The following is a 15462-nucleotide window of genomic DNA, read 5'->3' as shown; positions in this document are numbered from 1 at the left end:
ATGCCTCGGCCCGCCCGGCCTGCCGGGGTTCCTTCCTCAGCCGACCCGGATGCCCACGATGCAGGTGTCGTCGTCCGTGTCCGACCTGCTGTACGTGAGCAGCCGGTCCAGGCGCTGGTCGAGCGTGCCCGGGGCGGTGGCGGCGGTGGTGAGCAGATGGGTCAGCGACTCCTCCACGGGGCGGTCCCGGCGCTCGATCAGACCGTCCGTGTACATCAGCAGGTTGTCCCCGGCGGCCAGCCGCACCTCCGACTCCTCGTACACCGCCTCCGGCACGGCACCGAGCAGCATCCCGCGGACCAGCGGCAGCGGAGCGGCCTCGGAGCCGCGCACCAGCACCGGCGGCAGATGACCCGCCCGGGCCCATCGCAGCGTGCGCGAGGCCGGGTCGTACAGGCCGCACACGGCGGTGGCGCTGACGCCGCCCGTCAGATGGTGCGTCACGATGTTCAGCCAGGACAGCAGCTGCCCGGGGCCCGCCCCGGTGACGGCGAGGCCGCGCAGCGCGTTGCGCAGGACGACCATGCTGGTCGCCGCCTCTATGCCGTGGCCGGCGACGTCGCCCACGCACAGCAGCACCAGCCCGGACGGCAGCACCACGGCGTCGTACCAGTCGCCGCCCACCAGCTGCTCGGTCTCCGCGGGCCGGTAGCGGACGGCCACGTCGAGGTCGGGCACCCGCAGCGGTGCCTGGGTGGGCGGCATGATGGCGCGCTGCAGCTGCAGTGTCAGCCGGTCGCGTTCGCTGGCGTGCTGCTCGGTGTGCGCCAGCTGGTCGCGGGTGGCCGCCAGCGCCACCTCGGTCCAGTGCTGGGCGGAGATGTCCTGGTAGGCGCCGCGGGTGGTGAGCAGCCGGCCGTCGGTGTCCAGGACCGGCTCGGCGACGACCCGGATGTGCCGGGTCACCCCGTCCGGCCGTTGCAGCCGGAAGGCGGCCGACGCCGGACGCCGGTGGTGCAGCAGCGTGCGCAGGAAGCGGCCGATGGTGACGGTGTCGTCCGGGTGGGCGTGCGCCGGCAACTCCTCCAGCGGCACCGGCAGACTGGACTGCGGACGCCCGTACAGGTCGAAGAGCTGTCCGTTCCAGGTGATCTCCCCGGTCAGCAGGTTCTCCTCGAAACCGCCGATCCGGCCGAGCCGCTGGGCGTGCTGGAGCAGGCTCGCCAGGCGGGCCGCCTCGTCCTCGATCCGCCAGATGAACAGGATGCCGGAGCCGTGCCGGCTGACACTGATGTCCGCGACCGCCGCCAGCGGCACCTGGTCGACGAGGGCGGTCAGGTTCATGCGCCGGGCACGGAACGGCTCCCCCGTGGCGTACACCCGTTCGATCCGCTGGAACAGCTCGCTGTCTCCGGCGGCCATCGGATACGCCTCCAGGAGCAGCGCACCGCTGACCATGCCGCGCGGCCGGCCCGCCGGATCCAGGAAACGGCTGTTGACGTGCTGGATGCGGAAGTCCAGCAGGTTCCCGTGGGCGTCCAGGTGCGGCACCAGGACGAGAGCCGGGTCGTACAGTCCGTCGGCCAGGTCCATCAGTTCCGCGGCGTCCGGCAGCAACCGGGGCTGCTGGGCCGGGCCGCTCGGCGCCGTGTACGTCTCCAGGGTGTGCGCGCACAGCTCCGCCAGGGCCTCCACCTGGCGCACGATCTGCGGCGGCTGCTCGGGCAGCGGAGCCGGCCAGACGATCTCCAGCACGCCGTACACACGGCCCCCGGTACCGGCGGGTACGGCCGCCCTGCCGCCGTCCGGGTGATGGTGCCGGCCGACACTGGGCAGGCCCCGGTCGGCCAGCGAGGTGATCCACAGGCCGTCGCGCTCCGCGAGGCCGCACCGGGCGACCGTCGCCACGTCCGGCGGCACGTAGTACCAGCGCGCCGCCTCCGCGGGGGAGAACCCGGCGCTGCCCGCCAGGGTGAGCGATCCGTCGGCGCCGACCGCCCAGATCGCCACGGCCACCGCGCCCAGCGGACGCAGCGCCTGCGCGAGCAGGGACTCGGCCACGGCCTGGGTGTCGTCCGCCGCCAGCGCCCCGCTCTCGGCCGCGCGCAGCCGTACGGCGGCAGGGTCCTGCCCCGCCTCCTCGGCGGCCCGGGTGGCGGCCAGGAAGGCGTCCGTCACCTCGGACATCCGGTCCCGGGCGGCCTGGTTGATGACCTCGACCGCGAACTCCAGCTGCGTCGTCCCCGCCTGCTCGGTCAGCTCGGCGAGCTGGCGGGCGGCCTGCGAGGGACCGCACCCGAGGCGTTCGACGAGGATGCCCTTGGCGAGTTCGATCAGCGCCCGGCCCTCGGCCTCGGCCTGTGCCGCCCGCACCTCCCGGCTGAGCCGGTCCACGGTGGCCGCCAGCCTGCCCACGGGCGAGTCCGCGGACACCCCGGCGGGTCCGGCGGCGGGGCGTTCGACCGGTGCCCCGCCGCGCTGCGGCGCGCTCGGCTGTTCCACGGCACTCATGCGGACAGCCAGCGGCGGACGCAGGCGATCAGGTCCTGGGTGTCGACCGGTTTGGTGACGTAGTCGCTGGCCCCCGAGGCGAGGCTCTTCTCCCGGTCCCCGGGCATCGCCTTCGCGGTGACGGCGATGATGGGCAGCTCGGCGTACTGCGGCATGGTGCGGATCTCGGCCGTGGCGGCGTAGCCGTCCAGCTCGGGCATCATCACGTCCATCAGCACGAGCGCCACGTCCGGGTTGTTCACCAGTCTCTCGATGCCCTTGCGGCCGTTCTCCGCGTGCAGCACCCGGAAGCCGTGCAGCTCCAGGATCCCGCTGAGCGCGAAGAGGTTGCGCGCGTCGTCGTCGACGACGAGGACGGTACGGCCGGAGAACGTGCCGTCCACGACGGTCTGCGGCGCCGGCCGCTGCGGCTCGTCGGGCCGCACCAGTGACAGCACGTCGCCGGGCTCCTCCGCGGAGAGGTGCAGGGCGATGCGTTCGCGCAGCTCGTCGAGGCTGGACAGGAACTCCAGCGCGGTGCCCTCGGCCCGGGACCGCAGGTCCTCCTCCACCGCCGAGTCGACCCGGTGGCCGCTGTGCACCAGCACCGGCACGCTCGTCAGGGCGGAGTCGCCCCGTAGCGCCTCCAGGAACCGGGTGACCTCCTCCTGGGCCGTGCCGAGCTCCAGCACCACGCAGTGGCACGGATCGGCGGCCAGCGCACCGGCCGCCTCCTGGGCGCCGACGGCGGTGAGGATGTCGACCGACGGCCGGGAGGTGCCGTCGCCGTGCGCGACGTCCTGGACCACGCTCTCCGCGACCAGGGTCAGCAGCCCCCGGGGCCGCTCCTCCACGACGAGCAGCCGCCGCGGACGCGGGCCGGACGCCGGCCCCGCCTCGATCGCCGGCAACTGCCGGGCCGGCACCTCCGGCAGGGCCTCGCCCAGGTCCCCGTCCGGGACCGGGGAAGGCCGCAGCAGGTCCTCGAAGTCCGGCCGGGCCACGGGCAGGAACAGGGTGAACATGCTGCCCTGGCCCGCGACGCTGTCCACCGTCACCGCGCCGCCCAGCAGATGCGCGATCTCCCGGGTGATGGACAGGCCGAGCCCGGTGCCGCCGTACTTGCGGCTCGTCGTGCCGTCCGCCTGCTGGAAGGCGCCGAAGATCGCCTCCAGGTGCTGCTCCGGGATGCCGACGCCGGTGTCCTGCACCCGGAAGGCCACCACGGACCCGCCCCGCAGCACACCGCTCGGCACCTCACCGTCCGGCGCGGGTTCGATCCGCAGCTCCACGCCGCCCCGCTCGGTGAACTTGACCGCGTTGGACAGCAGGTTGCGCAGCACCTGCCGCAGCCGCGAGTCGTCGGTGAGCAGGTCGGCCGGCGCGCCCGGCGCCGTCGTCACGGTGAAGTCCAGGCTCTTCTGCATCGTCATGGGCCGGAAGGTGGCCTCGACGTACTCGATGAGCCGGCGCAGCTCCACCCGCTCGGGGCTGACGTCCATCTTCCCGGCCTCGACCTTGGACAGATCGAGGATGTCGTTGATCAGCTGCAGCAGGTCCGAGCCGGCCGAGTGGATGATCTGGGCGTACTCGACCTGCTTCGGGCTGAGGTTGCGCGAGGGGTTCTGCGCCAGCAACTGGGCCAGGATCAGCAGGCTGTTGAGCGGGGTGCGCAGCTCGTGGCTCATGTTCGCCAGGAACTCGGACTTGTACTTCGAGGCCAGTGACAGTTGCTGGGCCCGCGCCTCCAGCTCCTGCCGGGCCTGCTCGATCTGGAGGTTCTTCGCCTCGATGTCCCGGTTCTGCTCCGCCAGGAGCGCGGCCTTGTCCTCCAGTTCGGCGTTGGAGTGCTGGAGTTCCTCCTGCTGGGTCTGCAACTCCGCCGAGCGCTCCTGCAGTTCGGCGGTGAGCCGCTGCGACTCGACGAGCAGTTCGTCGGTACGGGCGTTGGCCACGATGGTGTTGACGTTGACGCCGATGGTCTCCATCAACTGGGCCAGGAAGTCCTGGTGGATCTGGGTGAACGGGGTCACCGACGCCAGCTCGATCACACCGAGGACCTGGCCCTCGACCACGATGGGCAGCAGCACCAGCGCGGTCGGCACCACCTGCCCCAGCCCGGAGGAGATGGTCACGTAGTCCGGCGGCAGCTCGTCCACCGTGATGGCCCGGCGGCTGCGCGCGGCCTGGCCGACCAGTGTGCGGCCGAAGGCGATCCGGGTGGGCCGGCCGTCGCCGTCGTCGGGGTAGCCGTAGGAGCCGACGAGCCGCAGCTCGGGGCCGCCGTCGCCGTCCTCCGCGAGATAGAAGGCGCCGTACTGGGCCGACACCAGCGGCACCAGCTCGTCCATGATCAGCTCGGCGACCACGGGCAGGTCGCGGTGGCCCTGCATCAGGCCGGAGACCCGGGCGAGGTTGGTCTTGAGCCAGTCCTGCTCCTGGTTGGCCCGGGTGGTCTCGCGCAGGGACTCCACCATCGAGTTGATGTTGTCCTTGAGCTCGGCGACCTCACCGGAGGCCTCCACGTTGACGGAGCGGGTCAGGTCGCCCTCGGCGACCGCGCTCGTCACCTCGGCGATCGCCCGGACCTGCCGGGTGAGGTTGCCCGCCAGTTCGTTGACGTTCTCCGTGAGCCGCTTCCACATGCCGGAGACGCCCTCGACCTCCGCCTGGCCGCCGAGGCGGCCCTCGGTGCCGACCTCGCGGGCGACGCGGGTGACCTCGTCGGCGAAGGCGGAGAGCTGGTCGACCATCGTGTTGATGGTCGTCTTCAGCTCCAGGATTTCGCCGCGCGCGTCGACGTCGATCTTCTTCGACAGATCACCGCGGGCCACGGCGGTCGTCACCAGCGCGATGTTGCGCACCTGGCCGGTGAGGTTGTTGGCCATGGAGTTGACGTTGTCGGTGAGGTCCTTCCAGGTGCCCGCGACATGGGGCACGTGCGCCTGGCCGCCGAGGCGGCCCTCGGTGCCGACCTCGCGGGCGACGCGGGTGACCTCGTCGGCGAAGGCCGACAGGGTGTCGACCATGGTGTTGATGACGTCGGCCAGCGCCCCGACCTCCCCGGCCGCCTCGACCCTGATCCGCTGCGACAGATCGCCCCGGCCCACCGCGGAGGAGACCTGGGCGATGGAGCGGACCTGGCCGGTCAGGTTGGACGCCATCACATTGACGTTGTCGGTGAGGTCCTTCCAGGTGCCGGAGACACCGCGCACCTGCGCCTGGCCGCCGAGGCGGCCCTCGGTGCCGACCTCCCGGGCGACGCGGGTGACCTCGTCGGCGAAGGCGGAGAGCTGGTCGACCATCGTGTTGATGGTGTTCTTGAGTTCGAGGATCTCGCCGCGGGCGTCCACGGTGATCTTCTGCGACAGATCGCCCTTGGCGACCGCCGTCGCCACCAGCGCGATGTTGCGGACCTGGCCGGTGAGGTTGCCGGCCATGAAGTTCACCGAATGGGTGAGATCGCGCCAGGTGCCCTTCACGCCCTGCACATCGGCCTGGCCGCCGAGGCGGCCCTCGGTGCCGACCTCGCGGGCGACGCGGGTGACCTCGTCGGCGAAGGCGGAGAGCTGGTCGACCATCGTGTTGATGGTGTTCTTGAGTTCGAGGATCTCGCCGCGGGCGTCCACGGTGATCTTCTGCGACAGATCGCCCTTGGCGACCGCCGTCGTCACCTGGGCGACGTTGCGGACCTGCGCGGTGAGGTTGCCCGCCATCGCGTTCACCGAGTCCGTCAGGTCGGCCCAGGTGCCCGAGACTCCCGGCACCTGCGCCTGGCCGCCCAGCGCCCCCTCGGTGCCGACCTCGCGGGCCACACGAGTCACCTCGGAGGTGAACACCGACAGTTGGTCCACCATCCCGTTGAAGACCTTGGCGATGTCCCCCATGAGGCCGTCCGCGTCGTCCGGCAACCGGGTACCGAAGTCCCCGTCCCGTACGGCCGTCAGCCCCGCCAGGAGCCGCCTCAGCTCCTGGTCCCCCGGCGCCGCCTCGGTCCCCTCGGTGCTCTTGCTGGTCATGCGCACCCTCGTTCCGGCCAGAGATCAGTGCGCGTTTCCGCAGTTCACGGATGTGCGCGATGAGAAAATACGCCGAAGGCTAACCCAGGTCGCGGGCACGGAACAAAGCGTGGCACCACAGGGGAACCGGTCCGGGAGAATCCTGAAATCGCATGCATACCCCGGCTCATGAGGGGTACTCGATCAAATTTCCCGTGGTGCGCGAAGCCCTCGTGGTACCGGCGCGCGGTTTTGGTCCGTGCCTTTCGAATGCGCGCGCGCCCGCCGGGTATTTGCTGTTGTGGAACTGGGCGTCGCCCAGGGGATCCGTCGTCACCGGGGAGGCAAGGAGCAGTGCCCATCGACAGCATCTGGTCATACGCGCCGGACCTGGACCATGTCCAGGAGCAGGACCTCACGGGCTACACCGTCGTCGCGAGCGACGGCACCATCGGCCATGTGGACCGGCAGGCCGACCACCACGGCATGCGGCACCTCGTCGTCGACACCGGAGTGTGGGTGTTCGGCCGCAGCCTCCTGGTGCCGGTCGGCGTCGTCGCGGACGTCCACGCCGGGGAACGGCAGGTGACGTTGGACTGCACCAGGGCCGAGGTGAAGGCGGCGCCCCGGTTCCACACCGACAGCGAGACCATGGACCCCGCCTATCTCACCGCGGTCGGTGACCACTACCACCGGCTGCCGCCGCGTGGGAACCCCACCGGGTGAACACCGCGCGACGGACGCGTCCGGCCGACGGCACGGGGGTGCGCAGCGCGGCCGGCGCGCGGGCGCACGCCGAGGCGACGGTGCGGGCGCGCTGGGACTCCGAGGGCCGCACCCCGCACCAGCAGGACATGATCGACCTCTCGCTCGTCGTGTCGGAGCTGGTCACCAACGCCATCCGGCACGGCGCCGGACTGGCCGGCTTCGACGCGCGGACGACGGGGGAGGGCGTACGGATAGCCGTCCACGACCACAGCGATGTCATCCCCGAGGCCGCCGGCGGAACCGGCGCCCTGCCGGCCGTGCACCGCGGCAGCGGTTACGGCTGGCCCCTGGTGATCCGGCTGGCCCGGGACATCGACGTCCGCAGGCGCCCCGGCGGCGGCAAGACCATCAGCGTGTTCGTCCCCCTGCGCGACGCGCCGCCGTAGGTTCACCAGGGCAGGAAGACGTGGATGTCCTTGCCCTGGTCGTTGCCGACGACGCTGACCTGATCGCACAGCGTGTGGATCAGGTGCCAGCCGATACCGCCGCCGCCGCGGTTGGGGTGGAAGGGGCGCGGGGCCGGCTCGGTGGTGCTGGTGTCGTGCATCACCACGTGCACGCCGTCGAACGTTCTGCGCAGACGCAGCTGGAACGGCCCCGGAGCGTACTGGACCGCGTTGGCGGCCAGCTCCGTGACCACCAGGAGGATGTCGTCCCAGTGCTCGGGGGCCGATGGCGCCGACACACGGGCCAGATCGAAGAGGAACTCCTCCGCGACCAGGCGTGCGTCCGTCACATCGTGCAGCTCCCCCGGGAAGCTGGCGATGCGGCTCGTGATGTCCTCGGCAGCCAGTGTCCTGTCCCTACGCGGCTCGCGTGCCATCTCGCCTTCCAGGCCCCGTCGTCGCGGGGCAGTCGTTCTCGCTTCTGCATCCCTCGAACTGTGGGTTCCCGCGCGGGCGGAGCCTACGCGCCCGCATGCCCGTACCCGGCCGGTGACAAACCCGTCACCGACCGGCAGCGGCTCCCCGCCCTCCCCGGGCGCTCAGCGGAAGACGTTGTCGGAGTCGTCCCAGGCGGACGGCTCGTCCATGGCCGGCGTCCGCCCCGGACGCGTCCGCGACTGGTACATCGCGTCGATCTCCAGCGCGTAGCGCCGCACGATCTCGTCCCGGCGCAGCTTCATCGACGGCGTCAGCAGCCCGTTGGCCACGTCGAACGGCTCGGGCAGCACCCGGAACACCCGGATCGACTCCGAGCGCGACACACTGCTGTTGGCCGCGGCGACCGCCCGCGCGACCTCCTCCCGCAGCGCGTTCTCCTCCCGCGCCTCCCGGGCCGGCGCGTCGCCCGGCAGGGACAGCGCCGCCCGCCAGTCGTTGAGGAACTCCGGGTCCAGCGTGATCAGGGCGCCCACACACGGCCGGTTGTCGCCCACGACGACGGCCTGATGGACCAGCGGGTGCATCCGCAGCCGCTGCTCCAGGGCCGTCGGCGCCACGCTCTTGCCGCTGCTCGTGATGATGATGTCCTTCTTGCGGCCGGTGATCGTGAGGTAGCCCTCGGCGTCCAGCCGGCCCAGATCGCCGGTGGCCAGCCAGCCGCCGCGCAGCACGGCCCGGGTGGCGGCCTCGTCCCCCACGTACCCCTGGAACACCGACGGCCCGCGCACCAGGATCTCCCCGTCGTCGGCCACCTGGATCCCGGTGCCCGGCAGCGCCTGCCCGACGGTGCCGGACTTCTCCCGCCCGAACGGCTGCATCGTCACCCCGCCGCTGGTCTCGGTGAGCCCGTAACCGTCGTGGACGTAGATGCCGATCCCCTCGTAGAAGAGGGACAGGTCGCGGTTGAGCGTCGAACCCCCGGAGGTGGCGCGCAGCACCCGGCCGCCCAGCGCGGCCCGCAGCCTGCGGTAGACCGTGCGCTCGTACAGGGCGTGCTGCAGCCGCAGATCGAGGCCCGGCCCGGAGCCGCGGCCCAGCCGCTGCCGCTCCAGCGCGGCGGCGAAGTCCCGTGCCGTGCCGGCCGCCCGCTCGAACAGGGCGCCGCGGCCCGACAGCTGCGCCGCGCGCAGGAAGTTCTTGTAGATCTTCTCCAGCAGCGACGGGACGGCGTACAGATAGGTGGGCCGGAAGGTGCGCAGGGCCGAGGACAGGGCCTCCCCGCCGATGTCGGGTTCGTGCCCCATCAGCAGCCCGCCGCGCACGCACAGCACCTGGATCATCAGACCGTAGACGTGGGAGAAGGGCAGGAAGGCGAGGACGGCGCCCTGCTCACCGGGGGGTGCCGTGACGTGGCCCCAGCCCGCCAGCAGGGTGTCGCTCATGAAGGCCAGGCCGCGGTGGCTCAGCGCGCAGCCCATGGCGTGGCCGGACGTACCGGAGGTGTAGGCGACGACGGCCGTGGAGTCCGGCAGGACGATGCGGCGCAGCGAGTCGACCGTGGCCGCCGGGATGAACTCGCCGCGCGCCACCAGCTGGTCCAGCGCGCCCGCGTCCAGTTGCCAGACGTGCCGCAGCCGCGGCAGCGCGGCGCACACGGACCCGACGGTCATCACGCCCTGCTCGTCCTCCACCAGCACGGCCACACAGCCGGATTCCCTCAGGATCCACTCCACCTGCTCGCGCGCGGAGGTCGGATGGATGGGGACGACCTCGGCGCCCACCGTCCACAGGGCGTGGCCCAGGAGAGTCCACTCGTAGCGGGTGCGCGCCATGATCGCCACCCGCATGCCGGGCGAGACCCCGGACGCCACCAGGCCCTTGGCCACGGCGACGACCTCGTCGCGGAACTCGACGGCGGTGATCCGCTCCCAGGTGGCGGAGGCCGGACGGGTGCGGCGGGCGAGCATCGGCAGGGCGGGGCTCTCGGCCGCCGTCTCGAAGAGGCTGTCGGCGAGACCGCCGGTCAGGGGCGAGGCGGACGGGGGAGCGAGAGCGAGGTCGCGCATGCACTGCTCCTGACGTGTGCGGGGTGTGACCCGGCCGATGGGCACCGTCATCGGCGGTGCCTGAATGTAGCCGAGCCGGAGCGCCCCCGCGCCGGGATCGCGACAAGTGTGTCCGCACTGATGATCTCGGCGCTTTCGGGGGACCCGGACGGCATGAGTTACGTCAATCCAGATCCCGAACCGGAACGCAGCACCGGCCTCGAACCGGGCGGCGGCGTACCCCCGGGTGAGACCCCGCCCGCGGAGAGCAGCATGCCCGAGGCGGGCCCCCGGGAGACGCACAACCCGACCAAGGGCTGGGCCAAGGGCCCGCTGGCCGCGATCCTCGTCCTCGTGGTGCTGATCGCGGCGTTCTTCCTGGTCTACGCCATCATCCTCATCCTCTGACGCCCCCTACCCACGAGGAGCGGACCCCGTACGCCCCGCCACCCCCTGGGTGTGCCGTACGCACTCCGTGACGACGTCCCTCAGGCTGCCCGTGCGTTCCAGCAGGGCGCGCTGAACCTGCGCCCCGTTGCCGTCGCGCAGCAGCCGTGCGCAGCCCTCACGGGCGCGCTCCAGGTCGCCGGTGGCCTCCAGGGCCTCGGCGGTGTGGTCGAGGAGGCCGCGTACGACCGCCTCGGCCGGCATGCGGCGCGTGGTCTCCGGGTGGAGCAGCTCGCCCGTCAGCCCCGACCGGGCCGCCTGCCAGGCGGCCAGCCGGAGCAGGCTGACGCCGGGGTCCACCGGCTCCCGGCCGGCCCGCCACTCGCGTGCCGCGGTCTCCACCAGCCCGCGGGCGAGGGTGGCGATCAGCCCCGCCGTCTCCGCGTGCAGACAGACGTCGGAGACGCGGATCTCCACCGTCGGGTACTGCTGGGACAGCCGGGCGTCGAAGTAGACCATCTTCTCGTCGAGGATGACGCCGGTGGCCACCATGTCGGCGACCCGCCGGTGGTAGCGCTCGGCCGAGCCGAACGGCTCGGCCGGACCGGCCGACGGCCAGCGCTGCCAGACCCGGCTGCGGTAGCTGCTGTACCCCGTCTCCTTGCCCTGCCAGAACGGCGAGTTCGTGCTCAGCGCCGCCAGCACCGTCAGCCAGGGCCGCAGCCGGTCCAGGACCCCCACGCCCTCCTCGTCGGACTCGACGGACACATGGACGTGGCAGCCCATGACGAGCTGTTCCCGGGTGGCTATGCCGTACTGCTCCTCCATCCACCGGTACCGCCGGTTGACGCCGATGGACGGGCTCACCGGCAGCGGCGAGGTGGCGAGGGCGGCGACGGCGCAGCCGATCTCCCCGGCGTGCCCGGCGGCCTCCTCGCGGCAGCGGACGATCTCCGCGTGCAGGCTTTCCATCGAGGACTGCGGATGCGTGGCGAACTCCAGCATCTGCTCGTGCAGTTCCTTCTCGAAGACGTCCTGTTCCGCGCCGTCCCGGGCGGCCCGGGCGAGTACCGCCGCGGACATCGCCCGCGGTTCGCCGCTCTCCGGATCGACCAGGAGGAGCTCCTCCTCCACTCCGACGGTGCGCACCTGTTGCCGCCCTTCTGTGACCTGCCGCGACGACGCCGAGAAGCCCTCGGCCGTACGACCCCGAATGCCCCGGCGAGGGCATCGGACACCTGGCGGCGGCACCGGACTCTCAGGGGGCGACCGGCGTCAGCCACATCGTCGCGAGCGGTGGCAGCGTGAGCCGGACGGTGCCGTCCTCGGGCTTGACCGGGTCCGGGTTCGTGACGTCCCCGCCGCCGTAGTGCGCGGCGTCGGTGTTGAGGACCTCCTGCCAGGCGATCACGTCGTCGCCGACGACGAGCGGGTGGTCGCGGCGGACCACGGGGGAGAAGTTCGACACCGCGAGCAGCGGCCGGCCCCCGGTGTCGTACCGCAGGAACGCGAAGACGTTGTCGTCGGCCGCGTCGACCGACACCCACCGGAAGCCGGACGGGTCGGTGTCGCGCTGCCACAGCGCCGGGGTCGCCCGGTAGCGGACGTTGAGGTCGCGCACCAGGTCCCGCACCCCGCGGTGGTCTCCCGCGGAGTGGTAGCCCTCGTCGAGCAGCCACCACTCGGGGCCCTGCTTCTCGGACCATTCGGCCCCCTGGGCGAACTCCTGCCCCATGAAGAGCAGTTGCTTGCCTGGATGGGCCCACATGAAACCGAGATAGGCACGCATGTTGGCGCGCCGCTGCCACCAGTCGCCCGGCATCTTCGACACCAGCGCCTGCTTGCCGTGCACCACCTCGTCGTGCGAGATGGGCAGTACGTAGTTCTCGCTGTAGGCGTACACCATCGCGAACGTCATCTCGTGGTGGTGGTACTTGCGGTGCACCGGCTCGTGGGACACGTACTCCAGCGAGTCGTGCATCCAGCCCATGTTCCACTTGAAGCCGAACCCGAGGCCGCCGGTGTCGGTCGGCCGGGTCACCCCGCCCCACGCCGTGGACTCCTCCGCGATCGTCACCACCCCGGGGCAGCGCCGGTACACGGTCGCGTTCATCTCCTGCAGGAACGCCATCGCCGCCAGGTCCTCCCGGCCGCCGTACGCGTTCGGCTCCCACCCGCCGTCCTCGCGCGAGTAGTCCAGGTAGAGCATGGAGGCCACCGCGTCCACCCGCAGCCCGTCGATGTGGAACTCCTGGCACCAGTACACGGCGTTCGCGACCAGGAAGTTGCGCACCTCGGTGCGGGCGAAGTCGAAGGTGTACGTCCCCCAGTCGGGGTGCTCCGCGCGCCGGGAGTCCCCGGGCTCGTACAGCGGATCCCCGTCGAACCGGGCCAGCGCCCAGTCGTCCTTCGGGAAGTGCGCCGGCACCCAGTCCATGATCACGCCGATCCCGGCCCGGTGCAGGGCGTCGACCAGGTACCTGAAGTCGTCCGGGGTGCCGAGGCGGGCCGTGGGCGCGTAGAACCCGGTGACCTGGTAGCCCCAGGAGCCTCCGAAGGGATGCTCGGCGACCGGCATCAGCTCGACGTGGGTGAAGCCGAGGTCCTTGACGTACGCGGGGAGCTGCTCGGCGAGCTGACGGCACGTCAGACCCGGCCGCCAGGACGGCAGGTGCACCTCGTACACCGAGAACGGCGCCTCGTGCACGGGCACTTCGGCCCGCCGCGCGAACCACTCGGCGTCACCCCACTCGTAGTGCGAGGCCGTCACCACGGACGCCGTGTTCGGCGGCGCCTCCGTGCGCCGCGCCATCGGGTCGGCCTTGAGGAACCGGTGGCCGTAGCGGGAGTGGATCTCGAACTTGTAGCGGGTGCCCTCGCCGACACCGGGCAGGAACAGCTCCCACACCCCGGACGAGCCGAGCGAGCGCATCGGGAACGCCGTGCCGTCCCAGTGGGTGAAGTCGGCGGCGACCCGCACCCCCTGCGCGTTCGGCGCCCACACCGTGAAGCGGGTGCCGGTGACGCCCTGGTGGGTCATCGGGTGCGCGCCGAGCGCCGTCCACAGCTCCTCGTGCCGGCCCTCGCCGATCAGGTGCAGGTCGAACTCGCCGAGCGCGGGCAGGAACCGGTACGGATCGTGCGTCTCGACGGCCTCGTCGTCGCCGTAGGCCACCGCCAGCGTGTACGCGGGGACCGCGTCCAGCGGCAGTACGCCGGAGAAGAGGCCGTCACCCTCCGGGACGAGCGGGGTGCGCGCGCCGTCGACGACCACGTCCACCTCACGGGCGAACGGGCGCAGGGCGCGGACGGCGATCCCGCCGGGCACCGGACGGGCGCCGAGCAGCGCGTGCGGATCGTGGTGGGCGCCCGCCAGCAGGCGCCCCCTGTCGGTCGGGTCGAGGGCGGGTGCCGCACCGGGGGGTGCGGTGGCGGACGGGACGGGCCCGGCCGACTCGGGAAGCGGGGTGTCACGCAGGGCCACGGCTTCAGTCTCCTCTCACGGCGAGGCGCTCGATCGCCGCCATGGGTACGGGCAGCCAGTCGGGTCGGTGCCGGGCCTCGTACAGCACCTCGTACACGGCCCGGTCCGTCTCGTAGGCGCGGAGCAGGCCGTGCTTCTTGCGTGGGTCCCAGCCGGCACGGGCGGCGTAGCCCGCGCAGTAGGCCTCACGGCAGCGGCGCGCCCACTCCGGGCGCCAGGGGCGGCGCTGGCGGGCGGCGTAGTCGAAGGAGCGCAGCATCCCGGCGATGTCCCGCACGGGGGAGTGGGCGCTGCGCCGTTCGGAGAGCGGCCGGGACGGCTCGCCCTCGAAGTCGATGACGAACCACTCGCGTCCCGCCCGCAGCACCTGCCCCAGGTGCAGGTCGCCGTGGATGCGCTGGGCGGGCGGCCCGGCGTCGCAGGTGGCCAGGGCGGCGAAGGCGGCCCGCAGCCCCGGCACGAACGGCTGGAGCGCGGGGACGGCGTGCGCCGCGGCGGTCAGCCGCTCGGTCATCGCCGCCGCCGTCCGCCCGTTCTCGCCCGGCGCGCCGATGGGGAACGCCGAGGACAGCGCCAGATGGACGTCCGCCGTGGCCCGGCCGAGGGCGTGCGACTGCGCGGTGAAGTCGTCGCCGGCGGCGAGCGCGTCGAGGGCCAGGGTCCAGCCGTCGGAGGCGTTGCGCAGATACGGCTGGAGCACGCCGAGCGTCGCCTTGAACGGATGCGTGGTGTGCAGCCAGGCGACCGGGGCGGGCACCCGGTGGCAGCCCTGCCGGACGAGCGCCCCGGGCACCTCCAGGTCCGGATTGACACCGGGCTGGATGCGCCGGAACACCTTCAGGATGTACTCGTCGCCGTACACCAGCGAGGAGTTGGACTGCTCGGCGGTCATCAGGCGCGGCACCAGTCCGGCGGGCACCTGCTGGGACCCGTCGCACTCGAAACGCAGCGGGCCCGCCGCGCCGGGGTGGCGCAGCCGCTCCAGGAGCAGCTGGGCGGTGCGCGGGTCGTGAAGGGCGTCGTAGACCGTCAGTCCGTCCAGCCGGCCGTCCAGCACCCTGCCGATGAGTGCCTTGCCGAGCCGTGGCGAGGGATGCTCCCGTACGCCGAGGAGGAGCTGGTAGCAGTCACCGGCCGGAATCGTGCCGCCGGGAGCGGGCACACCTCCGTGACCGGCGTGCACCAGCATGTGCAGACAGCCCGGGAACAGCTCCGTCATCGACAGCACACCGAGGTCGGCGACGGGCCGGTCCTTGCCGGCGAACCAGCGCTGCAGCGGCAGCCACTCGCGCAGCAGCCCGGCGAGCGACTCCATGGGCTCGGCGGGCGCGCTTCGCGGCCGCAGGAACGCGGTCTTCGTCATGGTGACGCCTCCTCTCCCCGGCACACGCTCACAGTCGTCGGCCGAGGCGGGATGCGGCTCGGGTGAGCCGGAACCAGTAGAAGCCGTGGCCCCCGAGGGTCAGCAGATACGGCAGTTCGCCGACGGCCGGGAAGCGCACCCCGCCGAACAGCTCGACCGGGTG

Annotated in this window: 11 protein-coding genes; 3 read left to right on the top strand and 8 right to left on the bottom strand. The window is 72.3% G+C overall.

All coding sequences use genetic code 11. The annotated features are described in order from the left end of the window. Nucleotides 1-36 precede the first annotated feature (36 nt). Entirely contained in the window at nucleotides 37-2451 is a 2415-nt protein-coding gene (locus ACH4VX_RS05070) for a SpoIIE family protein phosphatase (protein WP_398365950.1), read from the bottom strand. After that, entirely contained in the window at nucleotides 2448-6449 is a 4002-nt protein-coding gene (locus tag ACH4VX_RS05065; RefSeq protein ID WP_398365949.1) for a HAMP domain-containing protein, read from the bottom strand. Before ACH4VX_RS05065 ends, ACH4VX_RS05070 begins: the two co-directional genes overlap by 4 nt. Nucleotides 6450-6782: 333 nt before the next feature. On the opposite strand from ACH4VX_RS05065, the gene ACH4VX_RS05060 reads away from it, so the two are divergent. Both ACH4VX_RS05060 and ACH4VX_RS05055 read left to right on the top strand, forming a co-directional pair. Beyond that, nucleotides 6783-7154, top strand: a complete 372-nt coding sequence (locus tag ACH4VX_RS05060; protein WP_398365948.1) for a PRC-barrel domain-containing protein — start codon at nucleotides 6783-6785, stop codon at nucleotides 7152-7154. Continuing rightward, on the top strand, nucleotides 7151-7582 hold the full coding sequence (locus tag ACH4VX_RS05055; protein WP_398365947.1) for an ATP-binding protein: 432 nt from the start codon (nucleotides 7151-7153) through the stop codon (nucleotides 7580-7582). Before ACH4VX_RS05060 ends, ACH4VX_RS05055 begins: the two co-directional genes overlap by 4 nt. A gap of 2 nt (nucleotides 7583-7584) precedes the next feature. On the opposite strand, the gene ACH4VX_RS05050 is transcribed toward ACH4VX_RS05055, so the two are convergent. Further along, entirely contained in the window at nucleotides 7585-8019 is a 435-nt protein-coding gene (locus ACH4VX_RS05050) for an ATP-binding protein (protein WP_085573630.1), read from the bottom strand. 162 nt (nucleotides 8020-8181) lie between these two features. Further along, a complete protein-coding gene (locus ACH4VX_RS05045; RefSeq protein WP_398365946.1) occupies nucleotides 8182-10086 on the bottom strand; it encodes an AMP-dependent synthetase/ligase in 1905 nt (634 codons plus the stop codon). 153 nt (nucleotides 10087-10239) lie between these two features. Here ACH4VX_RS05045 and ACH4VX_RS05040 point away from each other — a divergent pair, with 153 nt between their 5' ends. Beyond that, nucleotides 10240-10473, top strand: a complete 234-nt coding sequence (locus tag ACH4VX_RS05040; RefSeq protein ID WP_398366294.1) for a DUF6480 family protein — start codon at nucleotides 10240-10242, stop codon at nucleotides 10471-10473. A gap of 6 nt (nucleotides 10474-10479) precedes the next feature. Here ACH4VX_RS05040 and ACH4VX_RS05035 read toward each other — a convergent pair whose 3' ends face one another. From ACH4VX_RS05035 to ACH4VX_RS05020, 4 genes are all read right to left on the bottom strand, one after another. Then, nucleotides 10480-11601 carry a glutamate--cysteine ligase gene (locus ACH4VX_RS05035; RefSeq protein ID WP_398365945.1) on the bottom strand — a complete coding sequence of 374 codons (1122 nt, stop codon included), beginning with the start codon at nucleotides 11599-11601 and terminating at the stop codon, nucleotides 10480-10482. Nucleotides 11602-11710: 109 nt separating this feature from the next. Further along, nucleotides 11711-13936, bottom strand: coding sequence for a 1,4-alpha-glucan branching enzyme (gene glgB, locus ACH4VX_RS05030; RefSeq protein WP_398365944.1), 2226 nt, complete (start codon nucleotides 13934-13936; stop codon nucleotides 11711-11713). Between the two features lie 4 nt (nucleotides 13937-13940). Further along, on the bottom strand, nucleotides 13941-15299 hold the full coding sequence (locus ACH4VX_RS05025) for a maltokinase (protein WP_398365943.1): 1359 nt from the start codon (nucleotides 15297-15299) through the stop codon (nucleotides 13941-13943). Nucleotides 15300-15327: 28 nt separating this feature from the next. Further along, the coding region (locus ACH4VX_RS05020) for an alpha-glucosidase C-terminal domain-containing protein (RefSeq protein ID WP_398366293.1) at nucleotides 15328-15462 on the bottom strand (135 nt) is incomplete at its 5' end.

It is taken from the genome of Streptomyces sp. NPDC020731, from assembly GCF_044334705.1.
In the GTDB taxonomy this organism is placed as follows: Bacteria; Actinomycetota; Actinomycetes; order Streptomycetales; family Streptomycetaceae; genus Streptomyces.
This window is presented reverse-complemented; position numbering and strand designations above follow the sequence as displayed.